Source organism: Methylocystis sp. (assembly GCF_050251305.1).
Taxonomy (GTDB): Bacteria; Pseudomonadota; Alphaproteobacteria; order Rhizobiales; family Beijerinckiaceae; genus Methylocystis.
In genome coordinates this window covers 92,670-109,073 of the sequence record NZ_JBFWNB010000005.1, presented here as the reverse complement: position 1 = coordinate 109,073, position 16,404 = coordinate 92,670, and the positions used below count along the sequence as shown (strand labels likewise).

The window sequence follows — 16,404 nt, the reverse complement described above, 5'->3', positions numbered from 1 at the left end:
GGGCGCTCAACCCCGGCTTCGGCCTCAACAACGTGAACAACCGCACGCGCTTCCACACGATCCGCGCGGGCATCAACTACCACTTCAACTTCGGCTCTCCGGCGCCGGTGTTGGCCAAATACTGATCGATCGTTCGAGCCCGATCGATCTCAACGAAGCCCGGCCCTCGTGGCCGGGCTTTTTCGTTCGTGACGGCGGCGGCGTAGCTCTAACGGCGGCAAGGTCTGTTGGCGCCCGGAGCAACCGCGCACGTCTCCTGACGGCAAGACTATTTTTCCGGCAAGACTATTTTTTAGGTGGCGTCGAGAGCGATTGTTGTGCGCGCGCCACATGGGGCTGTGCACGCAGGCGCCAGAGAGGCCGACGCGGCGACCCAACGCCCGAAGACACGGATTTCTTCGACAAACAGCGGCGTCCACGCGTCCGCGTTCAATTCCCCGGCGCGGTCCCTCAGTGACTCTCTCAACTTTGCGCCCGCCTCTCGGCTGAATCATTTGCCGAAATACGCTATCGCGCGCCCGTTGGGCGCCGAGCCGAAGCCATCGCTGCTTTAGAGCAACTTATTGATTTTTTGGCGCTCCCTAGGGGACTCGAACCCCTGTTTTCGCCGTGAGAGGGCGACGTCCTAGACCGCTAGACGAAGGGAGCGGGAAGGAGCGTTCTATAGACCGCCGCGACCCGCCGGGCAAGCCGCCGCTTTAAGCGCCGGCGGAGGATTTGCGGCCGATGAGCGCGCGCGTCGTGACGCGCTTTTCCTCGCCGTCGGCGGCGAGATAGAGACCGCCTTTGCCGCCCTTGGCGCTGCGCACCGCCTCGTTGATGCGCTCGATCGACGACGGCTTCGGCAGCGCGCCCATGACCTCGACGCGTTCGGCGCTCGCTTTCGCCGCGGACGCCGGCTTCGCGGCGCCATATTCCTCGAGCGCGGTCAGATCCCCGACGATGACGGCGCCCTTCTCGAGCTCGATTTCGCCATAGGTCACCTTGCCCTCGACGCGTCCGGTGGCGCGGACCACGAGCAGTTCCTTGATCTCGACGTGATCGGAAATCCAGCCGCTGACGTCGGCTTCCGTCGCGGTGACGCTGCCGCGGATGACGCCCGCCTGCCCGACCTGAATGACGCGCGCCGAAACATCGCCCTCGATGGCGCCGTCGACGATGATGAGATCGGAGGCCGAGATTTCGCCCTTCAGCGTCACGCCGGCGCCGATATAGGCGACATTCTCTTCCTCGGGTCGAAAAACCATCGCATTCTTCGCCATCGCCAAACTCCCTCAATCACAAATAAGCGCCGAAAAGCTTACGTTGGGCGCGTCACAACATTCAACGGGAAAAAAGCGCATGCCGGCGGACGACTGAGCGCCGTTCAGTCGCCCTCGGACAGCGGATGCAGATCGCGCACCATCGCGCGCATGCGCTCGTCGAGCACATGCGTATAGATTTGCGTCGTGGATATGTCCGCGTGGCCGAGCAGCTCCTGCACGACGCGCAGATCGGCGCCGTTTTGCAGCAGATGGCTGGCGAATGCGTGGCGCAGCGCATGCGGATGCATGGCCGCCGCCGGCAGGCCCGCCGCGCCCGCGAGCGCCTTGAGGTCGCGCGCAAAGGCCTGGCGCGTGATGTGGCCGCTGTCGCTGTCGGCGGGAAAGAGGAAGCTCGCGCCGGCGCGCCCGGGCTCCGTCTCCTCGAGCAGCTTGCGATAGGCGAGAAGCGCGCGGCGCGCGCGATTGGTCAGCGGCGCCAGACGTTCGCGCCCGCCCTTGCCGCGAATGACGACGAAGGGGTCGCGCGAATGCGCGGCGCTTCTCGGCAGCGAGACCAGTTCGGAGACGCGCAGGCCGGTGGCGTAGAGCGTTTCGAGCAGCGCATAGAGGCGCATGGCGCGCAGCCGCTCGCGCGGGGGCCGGCTCTCGTCCTCCAATCCTTCGCTCGCAACGGCGAGCAGATGATCGACCTCGGCTGTGGTGAACACGCCCGGCGCGCTGCGCCGCATGCGCGGACCCTCGAGCGCCGCCGCGGGATCGTCGTCGCGATGCCGGTCCACATAGAGAAATTTGTGAAACTGGCGAATCGCCGAAATGCGCCGCGCGATGGTCGCCGCCGACATGCGGCGCGGCTCCAAAGATGCGAGATAGGCGCGAATGTCCGCGGTCGTCGCCACGCGCGGCGCGCAGCCGTTTGCACGAAGATGCGCAATGTAATCGGAAAGATCGCGCCGATAGGCGTCCTGCGTGTTGCGCGCCGCGTCGCGCTCGGAGGCCAGCATATCGAGAAACGCGTCGATCTGAGACGCTGCGTCGGATGTCATGCGTTCAATTTCGCATCAGTTCCGTGGACGTCGAATGACAGAAGCTCCGTGGACGTCAAATGACAGACGTCATTTATTCAGCCGTTGCGCCGGGACAGTATAGGTCATCTCGCGCGGCTGCGGCGTCACATAGGTGACGAGCGCGACCATGACGCCGTAGACAATTCCGACGATGACCCCAATGATGATCAAAAAGCGAATGAGACTGGGCAAGGATTCGACTCAGCCCCCCTGTAAAGCCTGCGACTCTATTCGCCCGAACGCGCCGCGATTGCAACCCGGACGGGGTTCGAGAGGCCGCACGCCCCGGGAATCCCGGACGCAGCGGCGCGCGCCATCATGACAGGAAATTCATGTTTAACCGCCTAACGGCGCGAGGAAATTTCCTGGTCGCCCCGCATGCGAACCCGCGCCACGCGCGACTTCAGAAATGCGCTTCCGGATCTTCGTCCTCGGGCCGGATTTCATGGCGCATGATGAGCGGCGCCTGAGACACGGCGAAAATGAGCGTCAGCGGCAATATGCCGAAGACCTTGAAATTCACCCAGTCGTCGGTCGTCAGCACGCGACGCAGAACTTCATTCAATCCCGCAAGAGCGAAGAAGAACAGGCCCCAGCGCCATGTCAGCTTGCGCCAGCCGGCGTCGTCGATGTGAATCGCCATGTCGAAGACGATCGGCAACAGCAGTTTGCCGAAATAGAGCGCGCCGATCAGCCCCGCGCCAAACAGCGCATAAAGGATCGTCACCTTCAGCTTGATGAAGGTCTCATCATGCAGAAAATATGTGAGCGAACCGAAGACCAGCACCAGCGCCGCGGTGACGACCGGCATCGCCGGCAGATGCCGCGTAATCGCCCAGGACACGGCGAGCGTCAGGACGACGCCGGCCATCAGCACGCCGGTCGCGGCGAAGATGCCGTATTTCGAATTGGCGACGAAGAACAGCAGGAGCGGTCCTAATTCAAGCGCGAGCTTCAGCCAGGGATTGAGCTTTTTCTTCGCCGCGACGGCCGTTTGCTGCGTCATGTCTCTCTAGCTTTCCGCCTCTGTCGTCTCTTCAAGTCCCGCAATCGCCCGCGCGAAGTCGCGCGCCGCAAAGGGCTCCAGATCCTCCGCGCCTTCCCCCACTCCGATGAAGTGGATCGGCAGCCCGTAGGCCTCGGCGATGGCGACGAGAATGCCGCCGCGCGCGGTGCCGTCGAGCTTGGTCATCACGAGGCCGGTGACGCCAGCGACGCGCTCGAAGACATCCACCTGCTGCAGCGCGTTCTGACCGACGGTCGCGTCGAGAACGAGCAGCACCGCATGCGGCGCATCGGCTTCCGCTTTTTTGATCACGCGCACGATTTTTTCAAGCTCGGCCATCAGTTCGGCGCGGTTTTGCAGCCGCCCCGCCGTATCCATGAGCAGAATGTCGGCGTTCTGCTCTTTCGCGCGCCGGATCGCATCGAAAGCGAGCGCCGCCGCGTCGGCGCCTTCGGCGCCCGACACGACCTCGGCGCCGAGCCGCGCGCCCCAGACCTTGAGCTGTTCGACCGCGGCGGCGCGGAACGTGTCGCCCGCCGCAAGCACGACGGTCCTGCCCTCGCCGGTCCATCTGGCGGCGAGCTTGGCGATGGTCGTCGTCTTACCCGAACCATTGACCCCGACGACCAGGATCACGAACGGCTTTTTGCTCTCGTCGACGACCAGCGGCGTGGCGACCGGCTCCAGCACCCGCTCGACTTCGCGCGCGAGGATTTCGCGCACTTCCTCCTGCTCGATGTCGCGTTCGACGCGCGCCTTGCCGACGGCGTCGGTGATGCGCGTCGCGGCGCCGACGCCGAGATCGGCGCGCAGCAGCACGTCTTCCAGCTCTTCGAGCGTCAGCGCGTCGAGCTTGCGCTTGGTGAAGACGTCGGCGACGCCCTGGGTGATCGCTTGCGAGGTGCGCGAGAGGCCGCCGGAAAGACGCGACCACCAGGACCGCTTTTTCTCCTCGGGCGCCGGCTCGGGCGCAGCGTCTTGCGCGGGTTCGCTCTGGCCGCCGCCGAACAGGCGGGAGAACATGCCGCGCTTCTTGCCGTCTTCATTGCTCATGCAGGCGGATGCCTACACCAGACCGGGAGAAAGGGCCAGAAGGCGCCCGGCGTCCCGCCGGCGCTTGAAGTTAGATAGCACTCCTATATATTCTGCCTCATGATGGAGCCGACCGCCCTCCCGCGCAGACTGCACGACGGACTCGAACGTCTCGGAGCGGCGCTGCGCGCCGATCAGTGGGAGGCGTTGTCGAAGACGCCGCTCAATCCGACCCAGGCGCAGATTTTGAGTTTCCTGTCGCGACGCGGCGGCGCGCGCGTCGGCGCGGTGGCGGCCGAGCTTCGCGTCTCGCAGCCGACGGCGACGGATTCTATCGCCGCCCTGGAGCGCAAGGGGCTCGCCGAGCGGCGCGCGGAGCCGCAGGACGCCCGCGCCACCACGGCCTCGGCGACGGCGCGCGGACGCGCCCTGGCGAAGAGCCTCGAGTCGCGCGTCGGCGCGACCGAACGCGCGCTGGCGGCGCTCGACGTCGGCGAGCAGACGCAGCTGCTGGCGCTGGTCGTCAAGCTTATTCGCCATCTGCAGCGCGAAGGCGCCATCGCGCCCCAGCGCATGTGCGTCGCCTGCCGGCACTTCCGTCCCTATGCGCATGCGGACGCCGCGGCGCCGCATCACTGCGCCTTCGTCGACGCCGCCTTCGGCGACGGGTCATTGCGGCTGGACTGCGCCGATCACGAAGCGGCGCAGGATCCGGAAGAGCTTTGGCGACAGTTTTCTTGCGGCCCGCCGCCCGGCGCGGCCGCGAGAGAGACGCGGCCCAGCGCGGCCGCAGAGCCGGCGCCCTCGGGCGTCAAATGAGGCGGTCCGCCGAGTTGGCGACAGCGAACCGCCCCGATCCCGCTTCGCAGCACGAAGGAGGAATCCCACTATGTCAGAGAAAGCGATTTTCTACCACGCCGGATGCCCGGTCTGCGTCGACGCCGAGCGCAAGCTCGCCGACAGTCTCGATCCGTCGAAATATGAGGTCGAGCACGTCCATCTCGGCGTCGCCAAAAGCCGCATCGCCGAAGCCGAGAAGGCCGGCGTGAAGTCGGTGCCGGCGCTGGTCATCGCCGGACAGCCCTATCACATCAATTTCGGCGCCGATCTCGCGGCGCTGAAGTAACGGAAATCATGCGGGCCGGCCCCGCCGGCCCGCTGTCCGCTTCCGTCAGGCCGTCGCGTCGGCGCAGCCCTTCGCCATCGCCTCGCGCCCCGCCGCCTGGATCTCGTCCGGCGTCATGTCGCGCACATGCGTGGCGATCGACCAATGATGGCCGAAGGGGTCGATCACCTGCCCGTAGCGATCGCCCCAGAACATGTCGGCGACCGGCATCTTGACCGCAGCGCCGGCGGCGACCGCCTGCGCGAAGACGGCGTCGACGTCGTCGACCATGAGATGGATCGTGACCGGCGAGCCCTTGAGCGCCTTCGGCCCGAGTGCGCCCCATTCGGGCATTTCGTCGACCAGCATCACCATCGAGTCGCCGATCTTCACCGACGCATGCATCAGTTTTCCGTCCGCGCCCGGCAGGCGGAACATCTCCTCAGCGCCGAACGCCTTCTTGTAAAATTCGATCGCGTCGGACGCGCCGGCGCAGATGAGATGCGGCGTGATCGAGCGCAGGCATGGCGGAGTGTTCTCGGCTTTGGCGTTCATGGCGTCGCGTCCTTTCCTTTAGGTGTTTCAGCCCCCAATGTGCGCAGCGCTTTGCGCAGTCTTTGGCCGTCGCTTTGCGAAAAGCCGGCGTCGATCGCGGCATGTTCGCGCCGCCAGATCGGCAGCGCGGCGGCGAGCAGATCGCCGCCCGCATCCGTCAGATAGAGCCGGCGCGCGCGGCGATCCTTCTCGTCGGGCCGCGTGACCACCAGCCCGCGCCGCTCCAGCGATTTCAGCGCGGCGGTCAAGGTCGTGCGATCCATGGCGAGCGCCTCCGCGAGACGTCCGAGAGTCGGCGCCTGCGGCGCATTCAGCGACATCATCAGCGAGAACTGCCCATTGGTGAGTCCGAGCGGCGCGAAGGCGCGGTCGAAGCGGCGCGCGAGCCGGCGCGCGGCGCGCTGCGCGGCAAGGCAGAGACAGCAGTCGCGGACTTCATGAACGACCTCGATCGGCAGCTTCTTTGACATGGCGTTATTATATTGATATCAACGTTTATAGGAATTGTCCAGCTTTTCGTTCGAAGCGCAATACAATCGCAACGTGTCATTCCCGACAGGCCGCAGGCCTGATCGGGAATCCAGACTCACACCAAGCACGTCGGGTGAAGTCCTGGATTCCCGATCGCGCGCAAGCGCGCGTCGGGAATGACAGCGCCAAGGAGCAACCATGAATCCGAACGTCAGAACCTGCATCGCCTTCAAGGATCAGGCGGAGGAAGCGGCGCGCTTCTACGTCTCGGTCATTCCCGACTCGGTCTTCGAAGGCGCCTTCCGCCGCGAACCGGACGGGCCCGCGCTGCTCGTCTCCTTCACCCTCGCCGGGACGCCCTATCAGGCGCTGAACATGGGCCGCGAGACGATCCACAACGAGGCCTTCTCGATCTCGGTGATGACCAGGGACCAGCGCGAGACCGACGAGATCTGGGAGAAGCTGCTCGCCGGCGGCGGCTCCCCGATCCAATGCAGCTGGCTGAAGGACCGCTACGGACTCTGCTGGCAGATCGTGCCGGAGGCGCTGCCGCGCATGTTCATGGATGAGGATCGCGCCGCGGCCGAGCGCGCCTTTCAGGCGATGCTCGGCATGGTGAAGATCGACCTCGCCGCCGTCGAAGCGGCGTTTCGCGGCGAGTCCCCTTAGAGCGCTTCCCGATCACATGGAATCATGTGATCGATAAGGAATCGCTCAAAATAAAAACGTTGGAGCAGGTTCTCATCGAAAAAGTCTGTCAACTTTTTCGGAGCCTGCTCTAGGCCGAACGCGACATCTGCGCGGCGGCCTCGCTCTTCGCGGCGACGGCGTTCCACTCGCGCTCCCAGAAGTCGGCGACGCCGAATCGCGCGACGAACGCGCCGTTTTCGTCGAGGATGATCACCTCGTCGAAATCGACGACGTCGAGCGCCTTGGGACTGGAGAGCTCCAACTCGAAGAAGCGGCTGACCTCGGCGATGACGCTCGCCGCATCGGACGCTTCGCGCTCATATTCGCGCAGCGGCTTCAGCTTCACATGGCCGCCTTCGGTCTCGATGAATTTGACTTCGCGAACACGATAATTGTGCATTGAACCACCCTCGCTGAGCGCTGGGGCATATGCGTGTGACATTGGCTGCTTGAGCCGCAGGTCAAGAGGATAGCGAAAGCCTCGCTGTCGTTTGGAAACATGCGAGCAAGGCTGTCATTTCCCAAGCGCGGCGATGTAGCGTCATTCCCGACGCGCGCCTTTGGTGATAGGCCGTGGTGTCATTCCCGACGCGCGCGCAAGCAGCCCTGTCATTCCCGACGCGCGCAAGCGCGCGATCGGGAATCCAGAAAAGCCGATCATTCGCGATCTCTCTATTGCCGATCGCGCGTGACAGCCATCGGGGTCGTCATTGCGAGCCGGAGGCGAAGCAATCCAGAATCCGCCTGCGACTTTTGGATTGCTTCGTCACTGCGCTCCTCGCAATGACGACCCCGACGCGCACGCTTGAAATTGACCCCAGTGTCATTCCCGACGCGCGCGCAGCGCGCGATCGGGAATCCAGAAAAGCTGATCCTTCGCGAACCTGCTCTGGATTCCCGATCAGGCCTTCGGCCTGTCGGGAATGACACTGGACCCCTTTATCTGGGCCCCAAGCGCTGCATCGCTCAGTTCTGTCATTCCCGGCGCACAGCGCGACGAGAATCCACGGCTCTCGTGAAGCGCGGCGCGAAGGAAAACTCCTTTTTGGACACGAAATCGGCAAGTCGGTCCGTCTTGACCGTTTCGGGCAGTGACAGCTGGTCACCCGCCATGAGACGCTCCTGTCGCTAGGTCCGGGGCATAGTGTTTGGGTTTGCATCTTGTTAGAGAACAAACCTCATTGAGCACCGCGGATCTGCTTTCTGCCGGGAACCACCGTTCAAAACCAATGATCGGAACGCATTTCCCCTCAGAGGTTGTCTTCCCCTTTCCTTCGTCGAACGTGTGAAAAACGATGTCGTTTAAGCCCATCGCATCACGCAGGAAAAGACAAGCTGAAAGGTGAATCGCGTCAGCTGCGCCAACTTTTCGTTTCAGATCGTCGGCGATATTTGGGTCGGCTGGGTTTATCGGATCAACGTCACGGATACGGCCGGCCTCAATAAGTATGTTTGCGTTAGGGTCGATTGGGACAAACGCGCTCCCCCAGTGGTCAAAAAACTCCTCAATAGAGCCATAAGCGCTCTCCTTGAAATACCTCGGCCTGATTTCAGCGAACGCAATCGTGCAAAAATGGATTGCAATGCTGCCTTCACGCGCCTCCTTAATGTACTGCTCCATATCGGCAAGAAGTTCTGGATATCTTGTGATGAAACGAATGAAGCAACAGGAATCCCAGAAAACATTTTTCGGACGAATCATTCATCGTCCTCCGGCCAAGTCTCGACTTCAAATGGCTCAAATGCGCCAGACCATTTTGTGAAGTCCCCGTGGTCGCGAACAAGCTTGATCTGCGAAACCACTATGCGGAGCGGCAGGGGCTGAGACTCGTCATAGATTGCCTTTCCAGAAACAGTGACACGACTATCGGCCGAAACGGCTGCGCCAATTTGCTGGCGCAGTTTATCAGTGCAGATGCAGTTAATCTCAGCGCCTCCAGCTGTAAGGCAGAGCGTAATTTCTGGCAGAGAGCCACGAAGTTCGACCGCGCGGATTTTCCCATCGAATGTCCCGAAGACACTGCCGTGGAACCAACGTTTTGATGGCCCGACGATCGACTGGAGGGGAGAAGGCTCTAATACTCTGGCTGCTCTCGATTTAAGGAAATCATCTACGCGCAGGCCATCGGCGCTAGCTATTTTTACCTCGGCGTAACTAAAAGCCTTGGTCGCGGCGCCGGCGGCGAGTTTTGCGATCCGGTTCACCGTCGCCCCGAATTCCCTCGCTCTATCGAAGTCGCCTTCAATGATGGCTTCTGCGCACGACTTAAAAGCTGAAATTCCAGAATTTGCCCCGTAAATGCGTTGAGGTTTTTCTGTTTCTTCGGAAAGGATTGCAGTGGGCGTATCGGAGTGCTCTGTTGTGACGAAGTAGTCATGTATGCGCCTGCCATTTACAGCTGCGTCAGCCGCTTTCAGCGCGGAAACGAGAGCGTGCAGTTTAAGCGCGAAAATAGTACCGGAGATCCGTTCAATCTCCGACGCAGGCCCATGGAGGCAAAAGCTTATCTGGTTCCCCGCGAGGGCAGTCATACTCATTACCAAAAAATCGGGCTGTTTAGCCTCGGAGTGTCTCACAAACCCGTCGGCTTGTGAATCGGGCGCTGTAACTTGTCTCAGCGATGAATTCTCAAGTGGACGGCTATGAGGCTGCGAAACGGCTAAAGCGCCGCCTTCGAACTTCTCTGACGAGACCTCAGAATCGTGACTAAGTCTAACTGGCTCTCTTGACATCCTATGAATAAATTCCTATCATCCGCTCGCCTTCGTCAAGCGAGGGCGCGGCTCAGGGTCGAGCGGCGCCGGCGAAGGACGGATCCGGCGGGACGAACGACCCACGTTCCCTGATCCGGCGGCGCGTCGCCGGTCTGGGCTTCTCTCCTTCGCGCGGAGACGCATGAGCCCCTTCGAAGCGCCGCAAGGCGCGACGAAACTCATGTGCAGGCTTTGAAGGCCCGGACCATAATATCCGAGGTTGGCGCGGGCGTTGGTTACCCGAACGATGGGGAGCGGCTCCCTCGGCCCGGAGGCGGCGAGACGACGCGATCCGTGTCCGGGAGAAACCGGATGTCGAAGACAGTTCTCTGCGCTGCGGCCAGCGACGGCCGGGGCGTCCCGGACCGCTCGCACCCCGCGCCGCACGGCGGCGGGACATCTTCGCGCGCCCGCATTCGGGCGCGCCGGCGTCACCGCACTTCCGCGACCACCATGGCGACGTCGTCGGTCGCCGGCGCCTCGCCGCGGAAGGCGCGCACGTCGGCCAGCACCGCCTTGATGAGATCGCCCGGCGAAAGCCCGCGATGCTGCATGAAGGAGCCGGACAGGCGTTCGAGCCCGAAGAAATCGCCCTGGCGGTTTTGCGCCTCGGTGATTCCATCCGTGTAGAACAGCAGCCTGTCGCCGGCGGCGAGTTCGACGCTCCCCTCCTTGAAATCGACCGCGCGCAGGACGCCGAGCACGAGGCCATCCGCGTCGAGCTGCGCGCACGCCGCGCCCTCCGCGCGCAACAGCAGCGGCGGATTATGTCCGGCGTTGGCGTATTGCAGCATGCGCGTCTGCGGCAGGAAGCGCACGTAAAACATGGTGATGAACAGGTCGGCGGCGAACAGATCCTCGTGCAGCAGCTCGTTGAGGTCGCGCAAAAGTTCGGCCGGCCCGCTCAACGTCGCCTTGCGCGTCTCGGCGCGCAGCGTGCTGCGCACTTCGGTCATGATCAGCGCCGCGCCGACGCTGTGGCCGGACACGTCGGCGATGACGATGTCGACGACGCCGGAGTTTTCGAAATAGTCGAAATAGTCGCCTCCGACATGCGTCGCCGGCACGCAGATCCCGGCGATCTCCATATGCGGCGTGCGCAATGGCGCGTTCGGCAGCAGCGACAGCTGAATGTGCTTGGCGATCTCGAGTTCGTGACGGCTCTCCTCGACCCGGCGCCGGTCGGAAATATCGGCGTGGACGCTGACGAAATGGGTGATGCGCCCCGCCTCATTGGCGACCGGCGAAATCAGCAGCTCGTCCCAGAACGCCGTTCCGTCCTTGCGGTAGAATTTCACCGTCACCTGGCAGCTTCCGCGCTGGTGGATGGCGGCGCGAACGGCCTCGAGCGCCGCGGGATCCGTCTCCGGCCCCTCCAGCAGATGCAGGCTGTGCCCGAGCAGCTCCTCGCGCGTAAAGCCGGTGATCCGGCTGAGCGCCGGATTGACGTAGACGTTGGGCACGCCGGGGGCCTGCGCGTCCCACACCGCAATGCCGATCGGAACGGCCTCGATCGCGCGGTTGCGCACGCGCAGCAGGTCCTCGAATTTTTTGCGGGAGGTGATGTTGTGGTCGACCCCCCGCCATTTGATCAGGCGTCCGGCGTCGTCGAAGATCGGCGCGCCGGTCGACTCGGTGAAGACGTCGCCGCCGTTTTTGTCCCGGTAGTGATTGACGACGCGGTGGAAGGGCCGGCGCAGCGCGATCGGGCCCTGCGCGTCGCCGGCGTCCTGCGGCGCCCGCCTCGCGAAAAGATCGACATAGGATTTGCCGACCACCTCTTCGGGCGTCATGCCGAGCACGTCCTCGACGGCGCTGCTGCTGTAGGTGTAGCGGCCGTCCTGATCCTGCTCCCACAGCCAGTCGCCGGCCATGTCGGCGATTTGCCGGAAGCGCTGTTCGCTCTCGAGCAGCGCCTCCTTGTCGCGCTTCTGCTCCGTGATGTCCTGCTGAATGGCGAGATAATGGGTGATCTCGCCCTTGGGGTCGCGCAGCGGCGCGATGATTTCCGACGCCCAATAGAGCTTGCCGTCCTTGCGTCGGTCCTGGATCTGCCCGCGCCATTCGACGCCGGCGCTGATGCTTTCCCAGAGCCGGCGATACTGCTCGTTCTCGGTCCGCTGCGATTGCAGGATGCGCGGGTTCTGGCCGATGAGCTCATGCGCCGGATAGCCGGTCAGCGTCGCGAAGCGGCTGTTCACATATTCGATTTCGCCGTTTCGGTTGGCGATCATCAGCCCGATCGGACTTTGCTCGACGGCGGCGGAAAGCGTCAGCAATCTGTCCTCGGCCCGTTTCAGTCGGGTAAGATCATGCGTGACGCCGACGAAATAGCGCTGGCCCTGCAGCCGGATTTCGCCGATCGACAGATACATCGGAAAGGTCGAGCCGTTCTTTCGCCGGCCGACCACCTCGCGGCCGACGCCGATGATCTTCTTGACGCCGGTCTTCCGATAGGCGGCGAGATAGCCGTCATGCGCCTCGTGATAGGGCGACGGCATCAGCAGCTTGACGTTTCTTCCGAGCGCGTCTTCGGCGCGATAGCCGAACAGTTTCTCCGCGCCCCGGCTGAACAGCAAAATGTCGCCGACCTCATTGATCACCACGAGGCCGTCGGCCATGCCGTCGAAGATCGTCGCAAGCATCTGCTTGGCGTCGTCGAGCGCATCCGTCGCGCCTGACCCGTCGACCGGACGAAGCTTGAGAAGCGAGCCGCCATTGCCGTCGCCGGAAAGCGGGTCCACTTCGCAGCGAATGTCGAGCGTCGTCTGGTCCTTGCGCCGGACGCGCAAGGAGAGCCGCGCGCGCTCCCGCTGCGAGGGCGACACAGGCTCGCAATCATCCGCCGCCGCCGCGGCAATGCGCGCAAGGAACGGCTGGCCGCGAAGCTCGCATTCAGCATAGCCAGTGAGACGTTCGGCGGCGCGGTTCATCGACCGCAAGGCCCCCGACGACTCCAGAATGCAAAGAGCCTCATCGAAAGCGTCAAGGATGGCGCGATCGGCCGTGAGCGTTTCCATCCGGCTAGGGCGCTCCTGCTTCGGCTGACGCGCCCCGGCGCCCTCTCGGTTCATCGCCGCGCCCGGTCCAGCTCTTGCGATAAGCGGCGTCGCATGCGTCGACGAGCGCGTTCAGCTCGGCGACGAAAGCCGCAAAGGGCGTGAAGGTCGCAAACAGCGACGATTCGAGTTTGAACGCCAGCCGCTCCAGGCCCGCAAGACGAAATTCGAGGCCGACGTTGCGGAACAGCGCTCTCGCGTCGCCGACGCCGTTCAGCAGCTGCATCGACGCGATGCGCGCGCAGGCGTCTCGCATCCTTGCGTCGAGCGCCGCCTGCAGCTGCTGCTCCCAGCGGTCTCTCGGCTTCACATCCGCCAGGAAGCCGGTCAGCTTCTGCAAGCCGAACAGATTGGCCGCCTGATCGAAATACGCCCCGGCGACGCGCATATCCTCGCCCGATTCGCGGGTGAGCGCGACGAGGAAGGGGAAGTTCCCCAGCCGATCGAAATAGGGCGCGCCCAGCGCGCGTCCGTCAGCCGGTTCGGCGGCGTCGACGCGTTCGCGATAGGCTTTGAGATCGGACCGCCACTGCTGAATCTCGGCGCCATCCGGGCTCAGCCGATGTCCGCGCCGCATCGACCAGCGGCACATATAGCTCAGCGCGTCTTCGAGCTGCAGAAACAAGCCGTATTGGCGCGCCATGTCGGTGTCGCCGCGCGCGCCGAAACTCGTGCGCCACCTGTCGCCTTCGAAGATCCGATCGAAGGAGAAATAGAGCTTCACGGCGTAGCTGAGCAGAGTCGGCACCAGCCCCTCGCCCAGCAGCAGGAAACAGGCGCCGGCCTGATCGATCGCCTTGTTGCAGATCGTCGTCACGGCGATTTCGCGCGCCAGCGAATGCGTTCTGATGCGCTCCGGAAATTGAGACCGCAGACGTTCCGGGAAATAGCTCGCGAGCATGTCATAGGCCCATGCGCCCTGAAAAAACGTCTCGTCTTCAAGCAGTCTCTGCTTCAACGCCAGCTTCGAACTCGCCATGAGCAGCGCGAGTTCAGGCCGCGTCAATTCCTTCGTCTCGCGCGCAGACACGTCCTTGCGCGTCGGGAAGGCGTCCGCCGCGGGATTGACGTATCCGGCGTTTTCGAGCTGCTCGGCGACATCCATAAAGGCGTCGAGATTGGCGCGGCAGCGGGCCTGATCCAACGACAGGCAGAGACTTTGTCGATCATTGTCCTGCAGCACCGAGGCGCAAACCTCCTCGGTTAGCGATTCGAGCAGGCGATCGACGTCGCCATGTTCGGCGGCGTCCTGATCGGCGGCGTCCTGATCGGCGGCGTCCTGATCGGATTGCCTGCGGAGCAGAGTCTTCAGATTGACTTCATGGTCCGAGAGATCGACGCCGGCCGAATTGTCGACCGCGTCGGTGTCGATGCGGCCGCCGCGCAGCGCATATTCGATGCGCGCGCGCTGCGTAAACGCGAGATTGGCGCCCTCGCCCACGACTCTGGCGCGAAGCTGGAGCGCATCGACGCGCGCGCCGTCATTGGCGCGATCGCCGACGCTTTCATTCGTTTCGGAGCTCGCCTTGACATAGGCGCCGACGCCGCCCATCCACAACAGGTCGACAGGCGCGGTCAACAGCAGGCGCACCAGCGATTCGCCGTCGATCGCGCTGTGGCGCACGCCGAGCCACTGTCGTATCTCCGGACTGAGCGGCACATCCTTGGCGTCGCGCCGATAGACGCCGCCGCCCCCAGAGAGCAATTCGGGATTATAATCGCGCCAGGAGGAGCGCGGCAGTTCAAACAGTCGGCGGCGCTCGGCGAACGACACGAGCGGATCCGGATTGGGGTCGAGGAAGATATATTGGCCGTCGAATGCGCCCATCAGCCGAATGTTCGGCGTGTGCAGCATGCCATTGCCAAAAACGTCGCCGTCCATCGAGCCGACGCCGACGACGCTAAACGGCTCAGCGTCCACGTCGTGGCCGAGTTCGCAAAAGTGCCGCCTGACGCACACCCACGCGCCCCGCGCCGTGATGCCCAGACGCTTGTGGTGATAGCCATGCGCGCCGCCGCTGGCGAATGCGTCGCCAAGCCAAAAATTGTAGGCGCGAGAAATCTCGTTGGCGACGTCAGCCCAGGTGGCGGTGCCCTTGTCGGCCGCGACGACGAGATACGGATCGGCGTCGTCGTAGACAACAAGCTCCTCAGGCCGCACGACTTTGCCATCCTTGAGATTGTCCGTCAGATCGAGAAGGCCGCGCAGGAACTGCTCGTAGGCCGCTTTCCCGAGCTGCCGCCGCTCTGCCCCCTCAGCGAGAGTATGCTTTAAAATAAAGCCGCCCTTGGCGCCTTGCGGCACGATGAGCGCGTTCTTGATCATCTGCGTCTGCATCAGCGCGAGGATCTCGCTGCGGAAGTCCTCCGGCCGATCGGACCAGCGTATGCCGCCGCGCGCGACCTTGGCGCCCCGCAGATGCACGCCTTCCATCGAACGGGAATGAACGTAGATTTCGGCCATCGGCTTTGGCGAGGGCATGTTGAACACGCCGAGACTGCTGATCTTCACGGCGATGAAGTCGCGCGATCGATCGCCGGAAAAGTAGAAATTGGTCCGCACGGTCGCGTCGATGAGATTGAAAAGGTCGCGCAGGATACGATCGTCGCCGCCGTCGGCGACCTTGTCCAGAGCATCCGCCAGCTGCGCCCTGATCGGAGTGAGCGATTCAAGCTCAATCTGAAAAGCGTCGCGTCCGCTGTGATCCGGTTTGAACCGCGCCTCGAAATATCGATAGAGCAATTCGACCGCCGCCGGACTGCGCAAAAGCGCCTGGTAGATGCGGTCGCGGCCAAGGCGGACGCCAAGCTGCCGATAGTAATTGCAATAAGCGCGAAAGAGATCGATCTGTCGCCAGTCAAGCCCCGTGGCCAGGATCAGGCCGTTGAGCGCGTCGCTCTCGACGTCCCCCGAGAGAGCCATTCTCAGCGCCTGCAGCAAGCGCGCGCGCGATCGCGCCACGCTCGCCCCGTTCGACGCCGCAGGCTCGACGACAAAACTTCGAATGAAACGCGAGCCGACGCTGATGTCGAGTTTGAATCGGATCTGATCCGTGACGCGCAGTCCGAGGTTCTGCAATATCGGCAGAAGTTCGTCGAGCGCGCGATCCTTCGCTCCAATCAGGCGAACTTCGTAGGCCGCGTCGCCGGCCGAGGCGCCGTACAACGGCCGCAAGTCGACGATCTCGCGCGTGTCGTCTTCGTTGGCCGCAATCAATGCAAGATCGCGCGCGGCGCGCCGCGCCGGCACAAGGCGACGATAGGACTCCGGGAGCTCCTCGATCCCGTCGATCGATCGTTTGAGCCCCAGACGGCGGTCGGCGCGACGGAGGAACGCCCGCGCCGCGCCTTCCCAGCCGCCGTCGGGCGTCAATGTCTCTGAAGAGCGCAGCACGGGAGCCAC

15 protein-coding genes, 1 tRNA gene and 1 pseudogene are annotated in these 16,404 nt (G+C 63.6%); 4 read left to right on the top strand and 13 right to left on the bottom strand.

Annotated elements, in window-relative coordinates:
• Nucleotides 1-125, top strand: a pseudogene (locus AB7F41_RS03370) (porin family protein); the annotation flags it as partial.
• 447 nt (nucleotides 126-572) lie between these two features.
• On the opposite strand, the gene AB7F41_RS03365 reads toward AB7F41_RS03370, so the two are convergent.
• From AB7F41_RS03365 to ftsY, 6 genes are all read right to left on the bottom strand, one after another.
• Nucleotides 573-648, bottom strand: a tRNA-Glu gene (locus AB7F41_RS03365).
• 50 nt (nucleotides 649-698) lie between these two features.
• On the bottom strand, nucleotides 699-1,262 hold the full coding sequence (locus tag AB7F41_RS03360) for a bactofilin family protein (RefSeq protein WP_428406439.1): 564 nt from the start codon (nucleotides 1,260-1,262) through the stop codon (nucleotides 699-701).
• Between the two features lie 104 nt (nucleotides 1,263-1,366).
• Entirely contained in the window at nucleotides 1,367-2,308 is a 942-nt protein-coding gene (locus AB7F41_RS03355; protein WP_428382222.1) for a tyrosine recombinase, read from the bottom strand.
• Between the two features lie 69 nt (nucleotides 2,309-2,377).
• Complete coding sequence (locus tag AB7F41_RS03350; protein WP_428382223.1) at nucleotides 2,378-2,521, bottom strand: oxidoreductase; 144 nt, start codon at nucleotides 2,519-2,521, stop codon at nucleotides 2,378-2,380.
• A gap of 211 nt (nucleotides 2,522-2,732) precedes the next feature.
• Nucleotides 2,733-3,335: a septation protein A gene (locus tag AB7F41_RS03345; RefSeq protein WP_428382225.1), complete on the bottom strand. Its 603-nt coding sequence runs from the start codon at nucleotides 3,333-3,335 to the stop codon at nucleotides 2,733-2,735.
• A 6-nt stretch (nucleotides 3,336-3,341) separates the two neighbouring features.
• Nucleotides 3,342-4,388: a signal recognition particle-docking protein FtsY gene (gene ftsY, locus AB7F41_RS03340; RefSeq protein WP_428382226.1), complete on the bottom strand. Its 1,047-nt coding sequence runs from the start codon at nucleotides 4,386-4,388 to the stop codon at nucleotides 3,342-3,344.
• Between the two features lie 99 nt (nucleotides 4,389-4,487).
• Between ftsY and AB7F41_RS03335 the strand changes: the two genes are divergently transcribed.
• Both AB7F41_RS03335 and AB7F41_RS03330 read left to right on the top strand, forming a co-directional pair.
• Nucleotides 4,488-5,186: a MarR family winged helix-turn-helix transcriptional regulator gene (locus AB7F41_RS03335; RefSeq protein WP_428382228.1), complete on the top strand. Its 699-nt coding sequence runs from the start codon at nucleotides 4,488-4,490 to the stop codon at nucleotides 5,184-5,186.
• A gap of 70 nt (nucleotides 5,187-5,256) precedes the next feature.
• Nucleotides 5,257-5,493: a thioredoxin gene (locus tag AB7F41_RS03330; protein ID WP_428382230.1), complete on the top strand. Its 237-nt coding sequence runs from the start codon at nucleotides 5,257-5,259 to the stop codon at nucleotides 5,491-5,493.
• A gap of 45 nt (nucleotides 5,494-5,538) precedes the next feature.
• On the opposite strand, the gene AB7F41_RS03325 is transcribed toward AB7F41_RS03330, so the two are convergent.
• Entirely contained in the window at nucleotides 5,539-6,027 is a 489-nt protein-coding gene (locus AB7F41_RS03325; protein WP_428382232.1) for a VOC family protein, read from the bottom strand.
• Nucleotides 6,024-6,497: a MarR family winged helix-turn-helix transcriptional regulator gene (locus AB7F41_RS03320; protein ID WP_428382234.1), complete on the bottom strand. Its 474-nt coding sequence runs from the start codon at nucleotides 6,495-6,497 to the stop codon at nucleotides 6,024-6,026. Before AB7F41_RS03320 ends, AB7F41_RS03325 begins: the two co-directional genes overlap by 4 nt.
• Before the next feature lie 199 nt (nucleotides 6,498-6,696).
• On the opposite strand from AB7F41_RS03320, the gene AB7F41_RS03315 reads away from it, so the two are divergent.
• A complete protein-coding gene (locus AB7F41_RS03315) occupies nucleotides 6,697-7,167 on the top strand; it encodes a VOC family protein (RefSeq protein ID WP_428382236.1) in 471 nt (156 codons plus the stop codon).
• Nucleotides 7,168-7,276: 109 nt separating this feature from the next.
• Here AB7F41_RS03315 and AB7F41_RS03310 read toward each other — a convergent pair whose 3' ends face one another.
• From AB7F41_RS03310 to AB7F41_RS03290, 5 genes are all read right to left on the bottom strand, one after another.
• Nucleotides 7,277-7,588, bottom strand: a complete 312-nt coding sequence (locus tag AB7F41_RS03310; RefSeq protein ID WP_428382237.1) for a hypothetical protein — start codon at nucleotides 7,586-7,588, stop codon at nucleotides 7,277-7,279.
• A 702-nt stretch (nucleotides 7,589-8,290) separates the two neighbouring features.
• The gene (locus AB7F41_RS03305; RefSeq protein ID WP_428382239.1) at nucleotides 8,291-8,890 is read right to left on the bottom strand and encodes a type II toxin-antitoxin system VapC family toxin; all 600 of its coding nucleotides are present in this window, start codon (nucleotides 8,888-8,890) and stop codon (nucleotides 8,291-8,293) included.
• A complete protein-coding gene (locus tag AB7F41_RS03300) occupies nucleotides 8,887-9,726 on the bottom strand; it encodes a hypothetical protein (RefSeq protein ID WP_428382241.1) in 840 nt (279 codons plus the stop codon). Before AB7F41_RS03300 ends, AB7F41_RS03305 begins: the two co-directional genes overlap by 4 nt.
• A 647-nt stretch (nucleotides 9,727-10,373) precedes the next feature.
• Nucleotides 10,374-12,962 (bottom strand): PAS domain S-box protein, encoded by a 2,589-nt coding sequence (locus AB7F41_RS03295; RefSeq protein WP_428382242.1) that lies wholly within the window; start codon nucleotides 12,960-12,962, stop codon nucleotides 10,374-10,376.
• Between the two features lie 4 nt (nucleotides 12,963-12,966).
• The gene (locus AB7F41_RS03290; RefSeq protein WP_428382244.1) at nucleotides 12,967-16,404 is read right to left on the bottom strand and encodes an NAD-glutamate dehydrogenase domain-containing protein; all 3,438 of its coding nucleotides are present in this window, start codon (nucleotides 16,402-16,404) and stop codon (nucleotides 12,967-12,969) included.